A 16,958-nucleotide genomic window follows, 5' to 3' on the forward strand; every position below is an offset into this window, starting at 1 on the left:
GTAGACACCGTAGGAAAGAATGCGAAGAAAATAGAGGAGTACATCCGAAATCAGTTAGAGGAAGATAGGATGGGCGAACAGCTGACAATGGGAAACTTCTAAGCCCGTTTACGGGCAGCTGGCAACAAGCCCCATGCAGATGTCAGACCGTACCAACGCCCATGAGGCGCGGCTGGTAACATAGGGCTTCGCCCGCATAAGAAATACCCCCGGCACAGCCGGGGGATATTTTTTCTTGCAGAATTTTATTTTGGAAAACCGCTTCCGAATCCGGCGGCTTTCAACACGGCAAAAGCCGCAGCCGGCGTTATTCGCCGAGATACGCCTTGCGTACGGAGTCGTCGTGCATCAGCACATCGGACGGCCCGTCCAGCACAATGCGGCCGGTCTCCAGCACATAGGCGCGGTCAGCAATGGCGAGCGCCTTTTTGGCGTTTTGCTCCACAAGCAGGACAGTCGTGCCGCTTTCGGAAATCGCCTTGATGATGTCGAAAATCTCATTGACGAGAATCGGGGAAAGACCCATCGAAGGCTCATCCATGATAATCAGCTTCGGGTGCGACATCAGCGCGCGTCCCATCGCAAGCATCTGCTGCTCGCCGCCGGAAAGCGTTCCGGCAATCTGGTTTTTGCGTTCCTCCAGACGGGGGAAACGACGGTACACCTTTGCGAGGGAGTCCTCAATCTCTTTTTTATCGCGCCGTGTATACGCGCCGAGCTTCAAGTTCTGATAAACCGTAAGCTGGCTGAACACCCGGCGGCCTTCCGGCACATGCGCCATTCCGAGCGAGACAATCTTGTGCGCCGGCGTTTTGGTGATATCGCGGCCCTCAAAGGTGATGCTGCCCTCTTTCGGGGTAATCAGTCCGGAGATGGTGTGCAGCGTCGTTGTTTTTCCGGCGCCGTTTGCGCCGATCAGCGTGATGACCTCGCCCTCGTTGACCTCAAAAGAGATCCCCTTGAGTGCGTGAATCATTCCGTAGTAAACATGCAAATTTTCAACTTTTAACATGGTTCCCATAACTCTGCAGCCCTCCTTATTCTCCGAGATACGCGGCAATGACCTCTGGGTCGCGCAGAACCTTTGCGGTTTCGCCTTGTGCAAGCACCTGACCGAAATTGAGCACCGTCAGCTGCTCGCAAATTCCGGAAACAAGACGCATGTCGTGTTCAATGAGGAGAATCGTCATGTCGAACCGGTCGCGGATCAGCTTGATCGTCTGCATCAGATCCTCTGTTTCGTTGGGGTTCATACCGGCCGCAGGCTCGTCAAGCAGCAGCAGCTTCGGATTCGTAGCCAGCGCACGGGCAATTTCCAGTTCGCGCTGTTTGCCGTACGGCAAATTGGCGGCGCCCCATTTGGCGTCTTTGTCCAGATCAAACACCTTGAGTAGCTCCATTGCGCGCGCGTTCATTTCCTTTTCCTTCCGGAAATAGGAGGGAAGCCGCAGAATGCCGCCGAGTGTGGAATATTTCATCTGGTTGTGCAGGCCGACTTTGACGTTGTCAAGAACGGAAAGCCCGTTAAACAGGCGGATATTCTGGAATGTCCGCGCGATGCCTGCCTTGGAAATTTCAGCCGGACGCTTTCCGGTGATATCGGTTCCGTCCAGGAAAATACTGCCGACAGTGGGCTGATAAACGCCCGTGAGCATGTTAAAGACCGTGGTTTTTCCGGCACCGTTTGGGCCGATCAGGCCGTAAAGGCCGCCTTTTTCGATCGAGACGCTGAAATCATCGACCGCGCGCAGGCCGCCGAAAGAGATTCCGACATGTTTGACTTCCAGTAATGCCATTTCGGTCAGCCCCTTTCTTCTGTGTCGTCCCCGTCCGGGGTCATGTCTGTGCTGATAATCGGTTCCGCGACTTCTTCCTGCGGGTCCTCAGCCGGAATCGGCTCCGGCCCTTCGGCAATGGCGGGCTGCGGCGCCGGTTTGCGGCGGAACAGTCCGGCGATACCGTGCGGCAGCAGCTTTTCGCGCAGCGCGATCATCTGCGGGCTCTGATTGAAGATCATCAGCGCAATCAGCAGGATGGCGTAGATGAGCATCCGGTAGTCCTCCATACCGCGCAGAAGTTCCGGCAGCAGAGTGAGGATCACCGCCGCGATGACGGAACCGCGGATATTTCCGAGGCCGCCGAGCACGACAAAGACGAGAATCAGAATGGACGTGTTATAGTCAAACTTCTTCGCAACCAGCGTGGAGAAGTTGTGCGCATAAAGAACGCCGGCGACGCCCGCAATCGCAGCGGAGATAACAAACGCCATGAGTTTGTACTTCGTGACGTTGATACCGACCGATTCCGCAGCAATCCGGTTGTCGCGGATCGACATGATCGCGCGTCCGGAACGGGAATGAATGAGGTTGATGACGATCAGCAGCGTCAGGAGAATCAGCACGAAGCCGAGCGTAAAGGTGGAATCCTGGGGAATTCCGGTGATGCCCTGCGCGCCCTTGATGACGACGGTGCCGGATTCGGAAAGTCCGAGATCCGCCGTGTCCTTGAGGGAAACATGAAATCCGGTTTCATCATAGCCGACGAACAAAACGTTAAAGACGTTTTTGATAATTTCCCCGAACGCCAGGGTCACGATGGCGAGATAGTCGCCGCGCAGACGGAGTACCGGAATGCCGATGAGGAATCCGAAAATACCGGCCATCACCGCGCCGATGAGCAGCGCAAGCGGAAACCGCACCCAGGCCGACTGGATGGAATCCTGCGTGCAGACGGAGAAGATGGTGCTCGAGAACGCGCCGATGCTCATGAATCCGGCGTGGCCGAGGCTGAGCTCTCCGAGAATGCCGACGACGAGGTTTAAGGATACCGCCAGGATGATATAGGTGCAGATCGGAATCAGCAGCCCCTGCATGGAGTTGGAGAGCAGACCGCCTGCGGAAAGAATCTGTACAATGAGATAGGCCGCAATGACAATTGCAAAGGTCACGAGCGTGCTGCGGATGGACTTTTTGAGACCCAAACGATTCACTTTTTTCATACAGCCCACCTCAAACTTTCTCGTGAATGGTTTTGCCGAGGATTCCGGTCGGCTTGATCAGCAGAACGAGAATCAGAACAGCAAATACGATGGCGTCGGCAAGCTGCGAGGAGACATAGGCCTTTCCGAGGCTCTCGATGATGCCCAGAAGGATGCCGCCGATCAGCGCGCCGGGAATCGAACCGATTCCGCCGAAAACAGCCGCAACGAACGCCTTGATTCCGGGCATTGCGCCGGTAGTGGGCATGAGGTTCGGATAAGAAGAGCAGAGCAGTACGCCTGCAATGGCAGCAAGCGCCGAACCGATGGCAAAGGTCAGCGCAATCGTTGCGTTGACGTTGACGCCCATCAGCTTTGCCGCGCCCTGATCCTCCGAGACCGCAAGCATTGCGCGGCCGGGTTTCGTAAACCGGATAAACAGCATCAGTCCGATCATAATGACGATACAGGCGAGAATCGTGACGATTGCCTCTCCGGTAATGGTCAGCCTTCCGTCCGCAAGCTGGATCGGCTGAATTTTGACAACGGAGGTAAACGATTTGGAGTCCGCGCCGAAAATGAGCAGCGCGATATTCTGCAGGAAATAGCTGACGCCGATGGCGGTAATCAGAACTGCAAGCGGAGACGCGCCGCGCAGCGGTTTGTAAGCGATCCGTTCAATGACAACACCCAGCAGCGTGCAGGCGGCCATGGAAATCAGAATGGACGGGATCGCAGGCAGACCGAGACCGGTCGTCATCACAAAGACGACATAGCCGCCGATCATAATGACATCGCCGTGTGCGAAGTTCAGCATCTTTGCAATTCCATACACCATGGTATAGCCGAGTGCAATGATGGCATAGATGCTGCCAAGGCTGATGCCGTTGACTAAGAATGATACGAATTCCATCTAACAATGCCCCTCTTCAATGGATTATGCCGCATCTGCCCGCGGGCTTCATCGCTTTCCAGCGATAAAACCGGCTTGATAAACACGTAAAATTATTTTAACACAAAATATCGTCCGATACAATAAAAATCTGCATTGTGCGGCACAAAATGCATGCAGTGAAATTCTTTGCATATTCTGTCAAACGGCCGATTTTGCGGAAAATATGCGGAATTTAAGCAGATTTTAAAGAAAAAGGCCGTCCGGGAATGCATTCCGGACAGCCTTGCAATGTGCTTGAGACGGATTACTGAATTTCGTAAGCGCCGTTTACGATTTTCACAACCAGCGGATCCTTGTTCGGCTCGCCGTCTGCAGACCAGGTAATACCGGTCGAGGTTGCGGTAATGCCTTCGAAAGTAATGCTTGTCATAGCGGTTTTCAGTGCTTCGCAGATGTCAGAGGTCGACATATCCGCCGTGATGCCCTGCTTCTCGATGCAGTCGTAAATGACATAAATCGCATCATATGCGTCTGCAGCGAACTGGTTCGGGGTATCGTTAAATTTGGCCTTATAAGCGTCGACAAACGCCTTGGTCTTTTCATCGGTCGAGGTTGCGGAGAACGGCGTGAGGAACATCGCGCCTTCTGCAAGAGAGACATCGAAGTTTTCTACCTTGTCGAGCAGTCCGTCAAGGCCGTCCGCACCGAAGAAAATCGGGGAGAAGCCGACCTTGTTGCACTGCGTCAGAATGAGCGACGCCTCGGTGTAGTAAATCGGCAGGAAGACGAGCTCTGCGCCGGCCTTCTGGATTTTCTGAATCTGTACGGAGAAGTCGGTTTTGCTGTCCGAGGTAAAGGCCTCCGCAGCGACCAGCTCAAGGCCCTGGTTTTCCGCTTCCACTTTAAATGCATCGTAAATGCCGGAGGAATACGGATCGGAGCTATCATAAATGACAGCGACTTTCTTTGCAAGATTGTTGTTTGCAATATATTTTGCGGACTCAACACCCTGGTTCGGGTCGGAGAAGCACATCCGGAATGCGTTGTCGTATTTGACGCAGTCTACCGACGTGCCGGACGGTGTCAAAAGGAACATGTTGTCGTCTTTTGCATTTTCCGCAACTGCAATGCACGGCGTGCTCGTTACGGTGCCCATCAGAATCTGCATGCCCCAGTCTTTGAGGTTGTTGTAAGCGTTGACCGCCTTTTCTGCGTCGTGCTCATCGTCCTGGAAGTTGAACGCCAGCTGTGTGCCGCCTTTTGCGTTGATTTCTTCCACGGCAAGCTCCGCCGCGTTCTTTACACCTTGTCCATATGCCGCAGCAGGTCCGGTAATCGGGCCGATACCACCAATTTTAATCGCGCCCTCGGCCGCGCTTACGTCTGAATCGGAGCCGTTGCTTCCCGAATTGCTACACGCCGCGAACGAAGCGCAGACCATCAGGAGGGCCAGGCAAAGTGCCATGAGCTTCAGAAACCGTTTCATAATGAATGTCCTCCTTCATCATTGTTTGTAATTATCGTATAAAACAATGATTTAAAATTTGTCTATAATTTTACGCTTCCAGAAAACGCTTGTCAATTGCGATATTCCACATAGATTTGGAATCTTCGAATGGTGTTTTTGGCCTTTTTAGAACAGAAATCGGTTTTTTGGGACGATTTTTGCAGCGGATCACACTTCTTCCTGCATTTCCCATCGTAAAAGCCGAAATTGAACCGTCGTTTTTCTCCGGTTTTGCATGAAACTCCCGAAGAGACGGCAAATGTCAAAAATTCGTTTGCGGAATAAAACCGGGAAAGCGGCTTTGCACCGGCAGCGGAATATGCTATACTAAATCTGCCCGAAGTCTGCCTAACGCCGGGCTGCAGCTCGAACGGTTCAGACGGCCCGCGAACCCGGTCTGCCGAGGAAGCCCGGCTGCTGCGGCTGAAATGGTTTGCTTTTGCCGAGGATTTTGGCAGTATAGTTGCGCGGAGACGACGGCGCGCATGCTTTTCCATAAATAAATGATCCTAAATAATATGACCATATTCTATTGAAAACAAAACGGAGGTGCGCCCGATGCGAATTCGGTTACTTACAGAGAAATCCGAGACGGAAATTTTCTATACGCCGCCGAAAAGACTTTCCGATCTTTTAGCGCGCAGCGGCGCGCCGGTGTCGATGCCCTGCGGCGGACGCGGAACCTGCCTCAAGTGCAAGGTGCGTGCGTTCGGTGCACTCTCGCCGATGGAGCAGCGGGAAGCAGACCTGCTGACGGATAAAGAGAAATCGGCCGGGGTTCGGTTTGCCTGCATGACGCAGGCGCTGGGCGACGCGGATGTCTTTCTCGAAGCGGCGCGCCCGGAAGAAATCCTGACAGACAGCGTGCTGCCCCAGGGAGAAATCGCACCGTGGGCCGCAGGGCTCGGCGTTGCGGTCGATATCGGCACGACAACGCTGGCAGGCTACCTTTACCGGCTCTCGGACGGCGCGCTGCTCTCCTGTGCGGCGTCGCGCAATCCGCAGAGGGCGTTCGGCGCGGATGTCATTTCTCGGATCGAAAAAGCTATGGCCGGAGAACAGGAAGCGCTTGCGCGTTCGGTGCGCGGGGGAATTGCGTCGCTCATCGAAACGCTCTGCGCGGACGCCGGCGCGGCGCCTGCGGAAATCGGCGGCGCGGTACTGGCCGGGAATACGGCGATGCAGTATCTGCTCTGCGGGGAAGAACCCGCTTCCATCGCATCGGCGCCGTTTGTGCCGAGCCGCTATTTCGGCGAATTTGTCACACCGGATTTGCTTTCCCTTCCGCTCTGTGCAGACGCAAAGGTCTATCTTGCGCGCAGTATTTCCGCCTATGTCGGCGGCGATATCACTGCCGCGCTGCTGGCAACCCGGCTTTTGGACGCTTCAAAAGAAGCCCCGGTGCTGCTTGCCGATATCGGAACCAACGGAGAAATTGTGCTTGCTGCGGAGAACCGGCTCCTGTGCTGCTCGACAGCGGCAGGCCCGGCGTTTGAAGGCGCCGGCATCCGGCAGGGCATGACCGCGTCCGCCGGAGCGGTTTGCCGGGTGGACTACACACCGGAGGGCGCGATGGTTTCGGCTGTAACGGGCGGCGGCGCGCCGGAAAAAGCCGCGGGAATCTGCGGCTCCGGGCTGCTCGATGCGGTCGCCGCAATGCTGGACGCCGGTGTGCTGGACGGCAGCGGCAGACTGGAAGAAACCGGCCACCCGTTTGCAGAGAATGTTTCCCGCGATGCGGACGGCGGTCTGTGCTTTACGCTGCCCGGCACGCCGGTCGGGATCACGCAGGGGGATATCCGCGCGGTGCAGCTGGCCAAAGCGGCCGTCTGTGCGGGAATCGAGACGCTGCTTCAGGAAGCGGGCATTGCGCCGGAATCGGTCGGCCGGCTGCTGCTGGCGGGCGGATTCGGAAACGCGCTTCGGCCGGAGTGCGCAGAACGGATCGGCCTGATTCCGCCGGGGTTCGCCGCAAAGACGGCGTCCGTCGGCAATGCGGCGGGTGCCGGTGCCGCGCAGATGCTGCTCAGCCTGCCGCTGCTGCAGGAATCCGAAGCGCAAAGCCGGCTGGCTCGGACAATCGAGCTCTCGGCCGATCCGCGCTTTATGGACGCTTATGTCTCCGGAATGCTTTTTTCGGATGGGAAAGACTGGTAGCGGGCTGCCGCCGGTTTCTGCAGGGCGTCCAGCTTGCCAGAAAACGCCTACCATCGGTTTTGTATACCATATCATACCGTGTTTTCCATGCATTTTGATGCTTGAAATTCCCAAAAATCTGTTTTTTGAAAAAAGCTTGCATGTTTTTAAAATGACGTGTATAATTATGTAATTCTTCACGTAAGAAATGCCGGCATTCAGAGCGGGCTCTAAATGAAATTGGAGGAAACACAGATGGCGAGAAGATACGACAAAGAGGATTCCCGGCAGCGGATTCTTTCGGCCTGTGTCCAGCTGTTTATTGAACAGGGATATCACAACACGACGCCGAAGCAGATTTTGAGCGCTGCGGATGTTGCGTCGGGAACGTTTTATTATATTTTTAAAGCGAAGAGCGGTGTCCTCGTGGACCTGACGGATTTTATCTTTGACCGCCAGTTTGAAAATGCGCGCCGTATTTTGGGCGAAGAAGCCGACCCGATCCTGCTCTATACGGTCGAAACGGCAATTCAGCTGACGCTTGTGGAGCTCAATGAAAATCTGCGCGAGATCTATGTGGAGGCGTACAGCCAGCCGGAGGTTCTGACGCTGATTCATGAGCGGACAGCGGTAGAATTAAAGCAGATTTTCAGCGCATATCTGCCCGATTGCAGTGAAAGCGACTTTTACGAGCTGGAAATCGGCACGTCGGGCATCATGCGCGGATTCATGGCGCGGCAGTGCGACATGTACTTTACGCTGGACAAGAAGCTTTCCCGCTTTTTGCGCATGACGTTCGATGTGTTTTCTGTGCCGGAAAAAGTTCAGCAGAAAGCGCTCGAGTATCTTGCGGGTCTTGATATCCGGAAAATTGCCGGTGACGTGACACAGAGAATGTTTGCGGCGCTGGAGGAGAAATTTTCCTTTACGCTGTCGGAATAACGCGGGAAATATGCCGGACAGTCGGACACGAACCCCGAAATGTCTGTCCGGCAGAAGACGGTTTCGCAGGAACCCTTAACAGAGGGCCTTAAACGATTCCGCAAATTCTGCGCGCCGTCTCCGCGCAGAGAAGTGCGTCCGGCGCGATTTCCAGGCGTCGCTGCAATTTACGGCCGGGGAATTTTTCAGAAATCAATTCCAAGAAAAAACAAACAGCCAGATGGCCGGATTGCCCGAAAGGCGTCCGATGGTCTGGCTGTTTCCTATTTAGGGATTCATTTACAAGGCGTTTTTTGGAGACGGTTTTGCGGGGGCTCCAAAGGAGATTCCGAAATCCGGCGCCGTCCGGCTTTAGCTTGGGCTGCGCCGGCGTTTTGATTGCAGAGTGTTTTGGTGCGGCGTGCAGCTTCGACGCACATTTCAACGCGCTTTTTGTGCGCGGCCCGGCAGCTTTTCTGTCCTCAGACAAGCTGTTCCGCGTCCGAACCGTCCGCCAAACCTTCCTCGTCCTCCAGGTCAAAATCCAGCGGCGCAAAGTCTGTAACCGGCGCCATGAAGTTTTGCAGCGCGCTGACCATTTTCGAATGGCGGATGATAAAATGAATTGCCGGGGCCTTATTTTTCGAGATCATGACCCACTTGCCCTCGTGAATGACAATCTGAATATTTCGGAAGGCGTGATGCCGGTTCTTCTGCACGCAGTAGCGGGGATGCTGCTCTGCAAAGGCATCGGTCTGGCGCAGGTGTTCAAAATAGTCCGCGTAGGAGTAGAAGATTTCCTTTTCGTAAAACGCGCCCGAGAGGGAAAGCACCATGGGGTACTGCGAAAATTCCTCGAGCGGGACCTCCGCGACTTCGTCGAGCAGTTCGCTGTTCTCCAAGAGCGTCTCAACTTGTTTGCGCTGCTCTCCGGCATAGGCGAGCAGCCTTGCACGATCGGCTTCCGGCACGCCGTTTTCCGTGAGAATCTTCCTTAGCAGCGGTTCCGAAATGGTGTAGATCGGCAGAGAAGAGAGCACGCCGTGGCGTTTTCCGGCGGTCAGCGCGTCGGAGTGCAGAAACGCATGATAGGCGTTTTCCTCGCTGCTGCGGTAAATCTCCATGAGCGGCTGTGCTTTTTGAAGCAGATCGGCCGCCTTGCGCTGATAATAGGCGACCTCGTCGCGGTTGTTGGTCAGATAGTATTTTCCGCTTGCGTGACAGCCTTCGAGGCATTCTCCGCAGAGCGCAGCGTGGCCGGAGACATAATTTAAGTGGCAGTAGACGCTGTTCTGGATGCCTTTGAGAAAATAGGGGGACACCTGGCCGGTCATATAGATCGGAATCCAGCTCTCCAGTCCGAGCATCATCTCCCGGAACGGCCGGTCGATGTTGTGGATAATGTTCAGATGCAGCCCTTTTTTGAGCATCATGGCGATGGCGAACATCCACTTTTTTCCGAAGGCGACGTCCTCCGCCATGTCGGCCATCGGCATGTCACTGCACATGAAAACGGGGTCCGCGGATTTGGAGAGCACCGTTGCCTTGAAAAAGTCAAGCTCGCCCTGCTTCATTTCCTCAAGCCCGTAATATTGTTTGGAAGCGGGCAGCTGAAAGAGCAGGGTCGGCACCTTCAGCTGGTCAAAGCGGATGGCGCGGATGTACTCGTCGAGATCAAAATCGTCGAGCTTTTCGAGAAATTCTTCCATGGATTCCTGCGTGCTGTCCGGCTCGGAACAGAGCCATTCGGCCAGCAGCGCGCGGCAGGCGGAATCGCTTGCGAGGCGTCCCGACTCTACGCCGAGAAGCTCCGCAACGGCGGCGCGCTTTTCGGGGGAACCATAGCGCTTTTCGACAAATCCGGCAACCTGTATGGCAAAATTCTCTGGATCCGCAGGTCTGCGCTGTCCGGAACGGATGCGCGAGAGATAGGAAGCGTCAAAATTCATAAACCGCGCAAGTTCCGTGGTGTTCAGTTCGAGGACGGAAATGAGCGTGTTGAGGTTTGCCGAGAGCCACGCCCGGCTGTTTTCTTCCTTCGCAAGAATTTCGCTGAAGCAGGCCTGCACCGTTTCTGCCGGATATCCGGCGATTCCCTGCCGGTTTGCAAGCGCGGCGATGCCGGTGCAGAGCTTCTCAAGCTGTGCGCTGTGCGCTCCGGGAACACGCTCGCCGGAACGATACCGGCTGATGACGGTGTCGGAAAGCCCGCAAGCGGCGGAGAGTTCCTTTGCCGAGCAGGAAAGCAGCGCAATATATTGGTTAAGCTGTTCGCTGAATGTCATAAAATCCCTTCCTTTTGCCGCAGAACGGCCGCGTTTCTGTGCAGGGCCTTGCGGCGGGTCTGGTTTGATGCCGGTTGTGTTGCGGAGCAGTATCGGAAAACAATGTGTTTTCAATATACACATATAAAAGATAAAAGGAATTGCCCGAATTGTCAATGACTATTCGGGCAATCGGCTTTTTTTTCGTGAAATCCGCATTTATAATGAAAAATATAAGCACGCCCGGGAAGAAAAAACCGGAAAAACCGGCTGCGGCGGAGAGGTGCATCAACCGCCGCCGTGTGCAATCCGGCTTGCTCAGGCGCTGCAAATGCTCAAACGAAGGGGGAATCCGCTTTGCGCAGCCGTCTTTGGAACCGTCTGCTGCTCCTGGGATGTACCATATGTCTGTGTGTTTTGTGTCCGATCGCCTGCACGTCCCAAAACGGGCAGCGTGCAGCGCTGTTTTCTTTTTGCAGCGGCACGGAATTTGCCGAAACGTTCGACGCGGCAAACGCCGCGTGCCTTGTTTACCGATATACCGATGAGACGCCGCTGGAGAGGAACATCACCGACCCGGAGACCATACAGGCTGTGTTCGATGCGCTCTCGCAGATTACGGTGGAAGGAGAAGCCGAACTTTATATGACGGACAGCGATACGACGTTTCTCTTTCAGATGAAAACCGGAGAATCCTATTCGGTTTCTTTCGAGGGGGACAATTTGCTTCTCGACGGCGAGCGGTACCGTGTTTCGGGCGACGAGACGCTCCGAAAACTGGCCGCAAGTCTGAAGCGCGAAAACCGGTAGCGAAAACGGCCGGTTTCTTCTGCAAAATGCGGTCTGCGCGGGTGCTTCCTTTTGGGGCCCCGCAGCGGCCGTTTGGAATTTTCGATCATACACGAGGGGGACATCAGAAATGAAACAGACAGCGACGCGAGTTCTTTGCGCCTGCCTTGCGGCAGTGCTCCTGTGCCTGACGGCTGCCGGATGCACCAGCGCGGAGAAAAAGCAGGAGGCCGCTTATTGTGCGCAGGTCAGCACAGCCATTACCGATACGGAGGCCTATTTACAGGAAATTCTTTCGATGGCGGACAGCATGATCGGCAAAACGTCGGTCGTCCTGTCGGACAATGCGAACGCAGAGGGCCTGGAGGTCATCGAGGAATACGCCGAGCTTTGCCGGTCGAACGGGGAGAGCCTTGAAGAAAGGACCGGTGCAATCCGTAAGATTTCCCAGGAACTTGCGCGCTGTGAGGTTCCGAAAACCGAGCGCGCACAGGCCGTTTCGGAAGCACAGACCGCCTATTTTGAAGAGGTGTTCTCTGTGCTGGACGGCATCGGGGAGACGCTCGCGTTTTATGTGGCGCAATATGACGCTTCCATGCCGCTTTTCGACGCGATGACGACAGAAGCGTCGGACCGTCAAAGCTACCTTTCCGCGGTGTACGACGCGGCGCTGACGGTCAGCGAAAGCTACGCCGCGCTGGAGCTTCCCTCTTATCTGACGACGCTCTGGCCGCGCTATAACGACTCGTGCTTCAGCGTGTTCCTGAAATATATGGAATCAGAATATGCGGGCATCGGGCAGAACGATGTGCTCCGGCTCTATTCGGCCAGCCAGCTGATCCAGCGGATGAGCATCGTTTCGCTGCAATACGACGAGAAAACCTTCAGCCTCATGGAGCGCGCCTATACGCACGGCGCGGATCTCATCAGCGAGAACCTTCTGGTGTTTGGGCAGGAAATCCGTTCTGCCTGCGAAGGCGGCGCCCTCCCGCAGGAAGGATACCTTGCGCAGCCGGAAGTGATGTTCCGCGATTACACGATGGCTTCGGAGATTTATCCGAACCTCTACCCGTCGATGGATTCGATCGTGAACCTCCTGCTCTATACCGACAAGGGCATGCGGCAGGTCTTTGTGACGGCGGAAGTGGCGGGCTTTACGCAGAAATATGAGCAGAAGCTGACGCTCACGCCGGAGATGACCTATCTGATGATCAAGCCGCCGGTACTCTCGGAAATGCCGGATCTCTCCACGACAAAGGACACCCAGCTGACGCTCACCATCACCGACGCCGCGACCGGAGAAGTCCTCGAGCAGGAGAGTCAGACGGTCAAGCTCTACAGCGTCTACGATTATAAAACCTACAGCGATGAGTTCGGCGTGATTCAAAACGACAACGTTCTCGCTTGGCTGACGCCGGAATCGGACGGTGTTTTGGCGGTTCGCCGGAATGCCGTGGAGTGGCTGGAGCAGACGCAGGGCCGGGAGTACGGCATCCTGCCGGGCTATCAGTACGCCTACGGCTTCGGAGAGGGAGAGGAATCCGCCGTCACCTACTACGAGGTTGCGGCGCTGCAGTCCGCGATCAGCAATATGGGCGTGCGCTACAATATGGGCGCCTATTCGCTCAATGCGACCCAGCGGGTTCTGATGCCGGATGCGGTCCTTGCGTCCAAATCGGGCATCTGCATCGAGACGGCCGTTTTGATGGCAAGTGCGCTGCAGTCGGCCGATATGCACGCCATGATCGTGTTTACGCCGGGACACGCGCAGGTAGCGGTGGAAACCTGGCAGAATTCCGGGCAGTACTTCCTCATTGAAACGACGCTTTTGCCCTTCGAGGCGACCAAAGAAAAACTCAATACGCTGATTACCCAGCTGGACAGCCAGGGCTGGGCGGATTATCTCGCCCAGAATGAACAGCGCGCGCAGGAATCCGGCGGGATGGTCTACATCGTCGACTGCGATCTGCTCACCACGCTCGGCATCCAGGGACTGAACTACTAATGCGGAGGAATCAAATATGCTGCGAAAATTAACGGTTTGCCTGCTTGCGCTTTTGCTCTTGCTTTCCTGCGCCGGATGTGCCGGCGGGGGAAAAACGCTGTTCCGGGCAATGGGCGGCGATACCCAGAAATGGGCAGAGGATTTTGACCGCAGCAGTCCGCCGGAGCTGACGGTCTATATCGAAACGGACAGCTATGCCGAGGAACCGGTGCTGCTGCGCGACCCGGCGACCATTTGCGCCGTGTTTGACGCGCTCAAAGCGGTAACGGTTTCGAAAAAGACAGAGCCGGACGAGACCAAAACATGCTATATCTTTACATTTACAGAAAAGTCCGGTGAAAAAGAGAGCTTTACCCTGCGGGAAGACGGCTGTGTCCTGATTGAAAAAGCGGCCTACGAAGCCGAAGGCGTTTCGGCGGTTCTCGATGCGGCCTACCTTTCTCCGGACAAAGCAGAGCCGGATGCCGCCGAGCCCGCAAGCACGCCGGAGCCCAGTGCGGCGCCGGACGACACCTCCGCCGAACAGGCGGTGTTCAGCAGCCCGGAGATGAATTTTTCGTTTTTGTATGACGCTGCACTTTTGGCGGAAAAAACCAGCGGCGGCGGTGCGGTGGTGTATCTGAACGCGGAAAAACAGCCGCCGTATTATGAGGTGCTGCATGTCACCGAAGGACCCACAGCAGAGGACTACCTCGAGCAGGAACGCTTCCAGGCACAGATGGAATACGGCGATTCACTTGTAAAAGACAGCGGCGCGCCGACCGATCTCGGCATTTCCGGCAGAAGTGTGTTCGGTGTGCTGGTTGCCTATCCGGACAAGGCAAGCGGCCTGACGCTGGAAGTCAGCTGTTTTGCGGAGAATCTGCCGGGCGGCGGGATTGCGGTCTACCGTGCGACCTATCCGCAGGACAATTCCGACAGCGTGATGGCCGCCATGAAGACGGCGGTCGAGACCTTCCAGCCGGACGCGAATTATTATACCGGCGGCAGAGGTGACGCAGCCCCGACGCCGCAGCCCGACGCAACGCCGCAGCCGCAGACGCAGGGGTATGTGCTCGAAGCGTACGACGGAGGAGTATTTACCATGCAGCTTCCGCAAGGCTTCCAGATCGAAACCGGCGGGGCGTATGCGGGATTCAGCTTCCGGGCGTATGACCCGGCGGATCCGGATGTCCAGATCTTCTATTACGGCGAACTCGGTCCGTACTTTAAGAGCGAAGCGGGAAAAGCAGCCTACTGCCAGCTCAGTTCCGATGCAAACAGCCAGCTTCCTGTGCTCGATCCGGGGACGATTGAGGGCTGCCTTTTGGGCATGGATTCGTATCAGCAAATTTATAATTCCCTGAGCGCGACGCCGTTTCAGTTTGCGCCGATTCACGACCTTTCCAATGTCACCGAGAAGCCGATTACCACGTTTCTTTCAAATATCGCGACCTCGGAGACCATGCTGATTGCCAACCTGACGTCCACAACCGGCGCGCCGTGCATCGGTGTGTTCCAGGGCACAATCGCCGACGCGGGATCGTATGAGATCGATGGCGTGGACATCACGCCGAGCCGGTGTGCGATGAATGTGTTCGGTGTGATTGCGCCGGAAGGAAAATTCGCGGCTGTATCGGAGAGCCTGGTGCAGTCGCTCGGCAGCTTCCGTTTTACAGAGGCATATATTCAGGAGGGAATCAACTATACGAACATGATCGGCCAGAACGCGATGGAGTATTCCCGTCAGAATATGGCGATGATGGATGCGTTTACCCGGGATTTTCTCGATTATATCAACGATACCGTGACCGTCTATGTTGTGCGATAGTCTGTGCATACAGTGCTTATAAAAAATCGATTGGCCGTTTAAAGCCCGAATTTCCGGCAGGCAAAGCCGGCGCGCGGACGTCCGGAACCGATCCGAAACGTTCGCGCCCGGTTCCCATCCACTTTTTGCCTGGCGGAGTGCTTTTCGGTGATTATGCAGACCGCGATGCGCGGCAGAGCTTTTCCCGGAAAACCCGTTCGGAACGCTTTGGCCTTAGGCCAATCGAACGATTACAATGTAAAACAAGGAGGAAAAAACATGGCAGAGTCGAAACTGTTTACACTTGGCGGCATTACTGTAGAGCAGGTGGCTTCCCGGGTGGAATCATTCCTGCGTACGGAAAAGGGGATGGAGGTGCAGAGCGCCCAGACCACGGAAGGCTACGTTATCCAGGCGAGCCAGTCTAAGGACGGCTGGAAGACCATTTCCGGCACGCGTCTGGCGATCACTGCCCAGCTTGCTAAGGTTGGGGAACACCTTAACGTGACCATCGGAGAGGGACAGTGGTCCGATAAGATCGGCGCGGGTGCGCTGGGCTGGTTCGTGGCGTGGCCGCTGGCGGTAACCGCCGGCATCGGCGCGTACAACCAGAAAAAGCTGCCGCAGGAGCTGTTTCGCGTGATTGAGAGCTTTCTCATGAGCGGCGGACGTTCCGTCGTGGTCAACGGCGCCGGAAGCGTTGTCGCACCGGGTCAGGTTGTTTGCCCGCAGTGTAAAGCCCAAAATCCGGCCGGCGCAAACTTCTGCTGCGTCTGCGGCGCAAAGCTGCAGAATAATTGTCCCAACTGCGGTGCACCCGTCGTTCCGGGCAGCCGTTTCTGCACGCAGTGCGGGAAACCGCTCGGATAAGACCGGCAGAGCCGATCAGCCGCATCCGGTGCACAGGATCGCTTTGCAGCTGATGTACAGCAGAATAGGTGCACAGATTATCCAAACAGTCCCCGCAAAAAGCAAGACGCTTTTTGCGGGGACTTGCTTATGAACGCTTCTATGCGTGCTCAGGTGTGCGAAGCGCGCTGACGAAGTGGGCCGCTAACAAAACGTACTCTGACAAAGCGCGCCATTGACAAAACGAATTGCGGACCCATCACGCCGCTGGCGAAGAATACCGCCGACAAAGAACGCCCTGCCGCCTGCGCCGTCTATACCGTTTTCGGCTCGCAATCTGATCGGGCGGAGTGTTTTTAGAGAAACACCATAAAGCGTACCGGAAACAAAGCGTGCTGCCGGCAAAGTGGGCCGCCTTCAAAATGCGCCGCTTTCAAAATACGCCGCTGACAAAACAGACAACAGGGAACCCGGCGGAAAAATCGTCTGCCGAAATCTGCGATCGTGATTGGCGCTGTACAGCAAAACGTGAAAGTCTTTGCAGCAGGATCAGAACCCCGATGTGTATCTCCCAATACGGCAAAAAATGCAGCAAAACCAGCTTGAGAAAACCTTTGAAAACGTTCCGTTCCCTGTATACGGAACGCCAAACAGAAGCCGCGCCTGCCAGCGTGGCTCTTCAGCGCTTTTTGCCTTTTTCACCTTGGCGGGTGGTACCCAGCAGCCCAAAAGACAAAAATTAACTTAAAAATTGAAAATGCATGAGCGGCGGACGCGAAGCTGTGTTCTGCCCGTCAACCCCCGGCTTTTCCTTGACGGGAAACAG

The 16,958-nt window shown here is 55.6% G+C and carries 13 protein-coding genes; 7 read left to right on the forward strand and 6 right to left on the reverse strand.

Annotated features, from left to right (window positions below):
• Nucleotides 1-307: 307 nt before the first annotated feature.
• The 5 genes from IAG03_RS07655 to IAG03_RS07675 form a co-directional block, all read right to left on the reverse strand.
• On the reverse strand, nt 308-1,012 hold the full coding sequence (locus IAG03_RS07655; RefSeq protein WP_346726124.1) for an ABC transporter ATP-binding protein: 705 nt from the start codon (nt 1,010-1,012) through the stop codon (nt 308-310).
• A gap of 25 nt (nt 1,013-1,037) precedes the next feature.
• Complete coding sequence (locus IAG03_RS07660) at nt 1,038-1,796, reverse strand: ABC transporter ATP-binding protein (protein WP_249319532.1); 759 nt, start codon at nt 1,794-1,796, stop codon at nt 1,038-1,040.
• 5 nt (nt 1,797-1,801) lie between these two features.
• On the reverse strand, nt 1,802-2,998 hold the full coding sequence (locus IAG03_RS07665) for a branched-chain amino acid ABC transporter permease (RefSeq protein WP_249319533.1): 1,197 nt from the start codon (nt 2,996-2,998) through the stop codon (nt 1,802-1,804).
• Between the two features lie 10 nt (nt 2,999-3,008).
• Nucleotides 3,009-3,890: a branched-chain amino acid ABC transporter permease gene (locus IAG03_RS07670; protein ID WP_249319534.1), complete on the reverse strand. Its 882-nt coding sequence runs from the start codon at nt 3,888-3,890 to the stop codon at nt 3,009-3,011.
• A gap of 286 nt (nt 3,891-4,176) precedes the next feature.
• Entirely contained in the window at nt 4,177-5,358 is a 1,182-nt protein-coding gene (locus tag IAG03_RS07675) for an ABC transporter substrate-binding protein (protein WP_249319535.1), read from the reverse strand.
• A gap of 579 nt (nt 5,359-5,937) precedes the next feature.
• Between IAG03_RS07675 and IAG03_RS07680 the strand changes: the two genes are divergently transcribed.
• Both IAG03_RS07680 and IAG03_RS07685 read left to right on the forward strand, forming a co-directional pair.
• Entirely contained in the window at nt 5,938-7,536 is a 1,599-nt protein-coding gene (locus IAG03_RS07680; protein ID WP_249319536.1) for an ASKHA domain-containing protein, read from the forward strand.
• Between the two features lie 234 nt (nt 7,537-7,770).
• A complete protein-coding gene (locus IAG03_RS07685) occupies nt 7,771-8,457 on the forward strand; it encodes a TetR/AcrR family transcriptional regulator (protein ID WP_249319537.1) in 687 nt (228 codons plus the stop codon).
• Between the two features lie 461 nt (nt 8,458-8,918).
• Here the strand turns inward: IAG03_RS07685 and IAG03_RS07690 are convergent, their stop codons facing one another.
• Nucleotides 8,919-10,721, reverse strand: coding sequence for a hypothetical protein (locus IAG03_RS07690; protein ID WP_249319538.1), 1,803 nt, complete (start codon nt 10,719-10,721; stop codon nt 8,919-8,921).
• 336 nt (nt 10,722-11,057) lie between these two features.
• Between IAG03_RS07690 and IAG03_RS07695 the strand changes: the two genes are divergently transcribed.
• The 5 genes from IAG03_RS07695 (at nt 11,058) to IAG03_RS07715 (ending at nt 16,875) form a co-directional block, all read left to right on the forward strand.
• Complete coding sequence (locus IAG03_RS07695) at nt 11,058-11,510, forward strand: hypothetical protein (RefSeq protein ID WP_249319539.1); 453 nt, start codon at nt 11,058-11,060, stop codon at nt 11,508-11,510.
• Nucleotides 11,511-11,619: 109 nt separating this feature from the next.
• Complete coding sequence (locus IAG03_RS07700; RefSeq protein ID WP_249319540.1) at nt 11,620-13,494, forward strand: hypothetical protein; 1,875 nt, start codon at nt 11,620-11,622, stop codon at nt 13,492-13,494.
• Nucleotides 13,495-13,510: 16 nt separating this feature from the next.
• Nucleotides 13,511-15,304 (forward strand): hypothetical protein, encoded by a 1,794-nt coding sequence (locus IAG03_RS07705; protein ID WP_249319541.1) that lies wholly within the window; start codon nt 13,511-13,513, stop codon nt 15,302-15,304.
• A gap of 258 nt (nt 15,305-15,562) precedes the next feature.
• Nucleotides 15,563-16,153: a zinc ribbon domain-containing protein gene (locus tag IAG03_RS07710; RefSeq protein ID WP_249319542.1), complete on the forward strand. Its 591-nt coding sequence runs from the start codon at nt 15,563-15,565 to the stop codon at nt 16,151-16,153.
• A gap of 371 nt (nt 16,154-16,524) precedes the next feature.
• Nucleotides 16,525-16,875 (forward strand): hypothetical protein, encoded by a 351-nt coding sequence (locus IAG03_RS07715; RefSeq protein WP_249319543.1) that lies wholly within the window; start codon nt 16,525-16,527, stop codon nt 16,873-16,875.
• The last annotated feature ends 83 nt before the right edge of the window (nt 16,876-16,958 follow it).

Origin of the sequence: Yeguia hominis, from assembly GCF_014384705.1 — a bacterium.
GTDB classification, from domain to species: domain Bacteria; phylum Bacillota; class Clostridia; order Oscillospirales; family Acutalibacteraceae; genus Yeguia; species Yeguia hominis.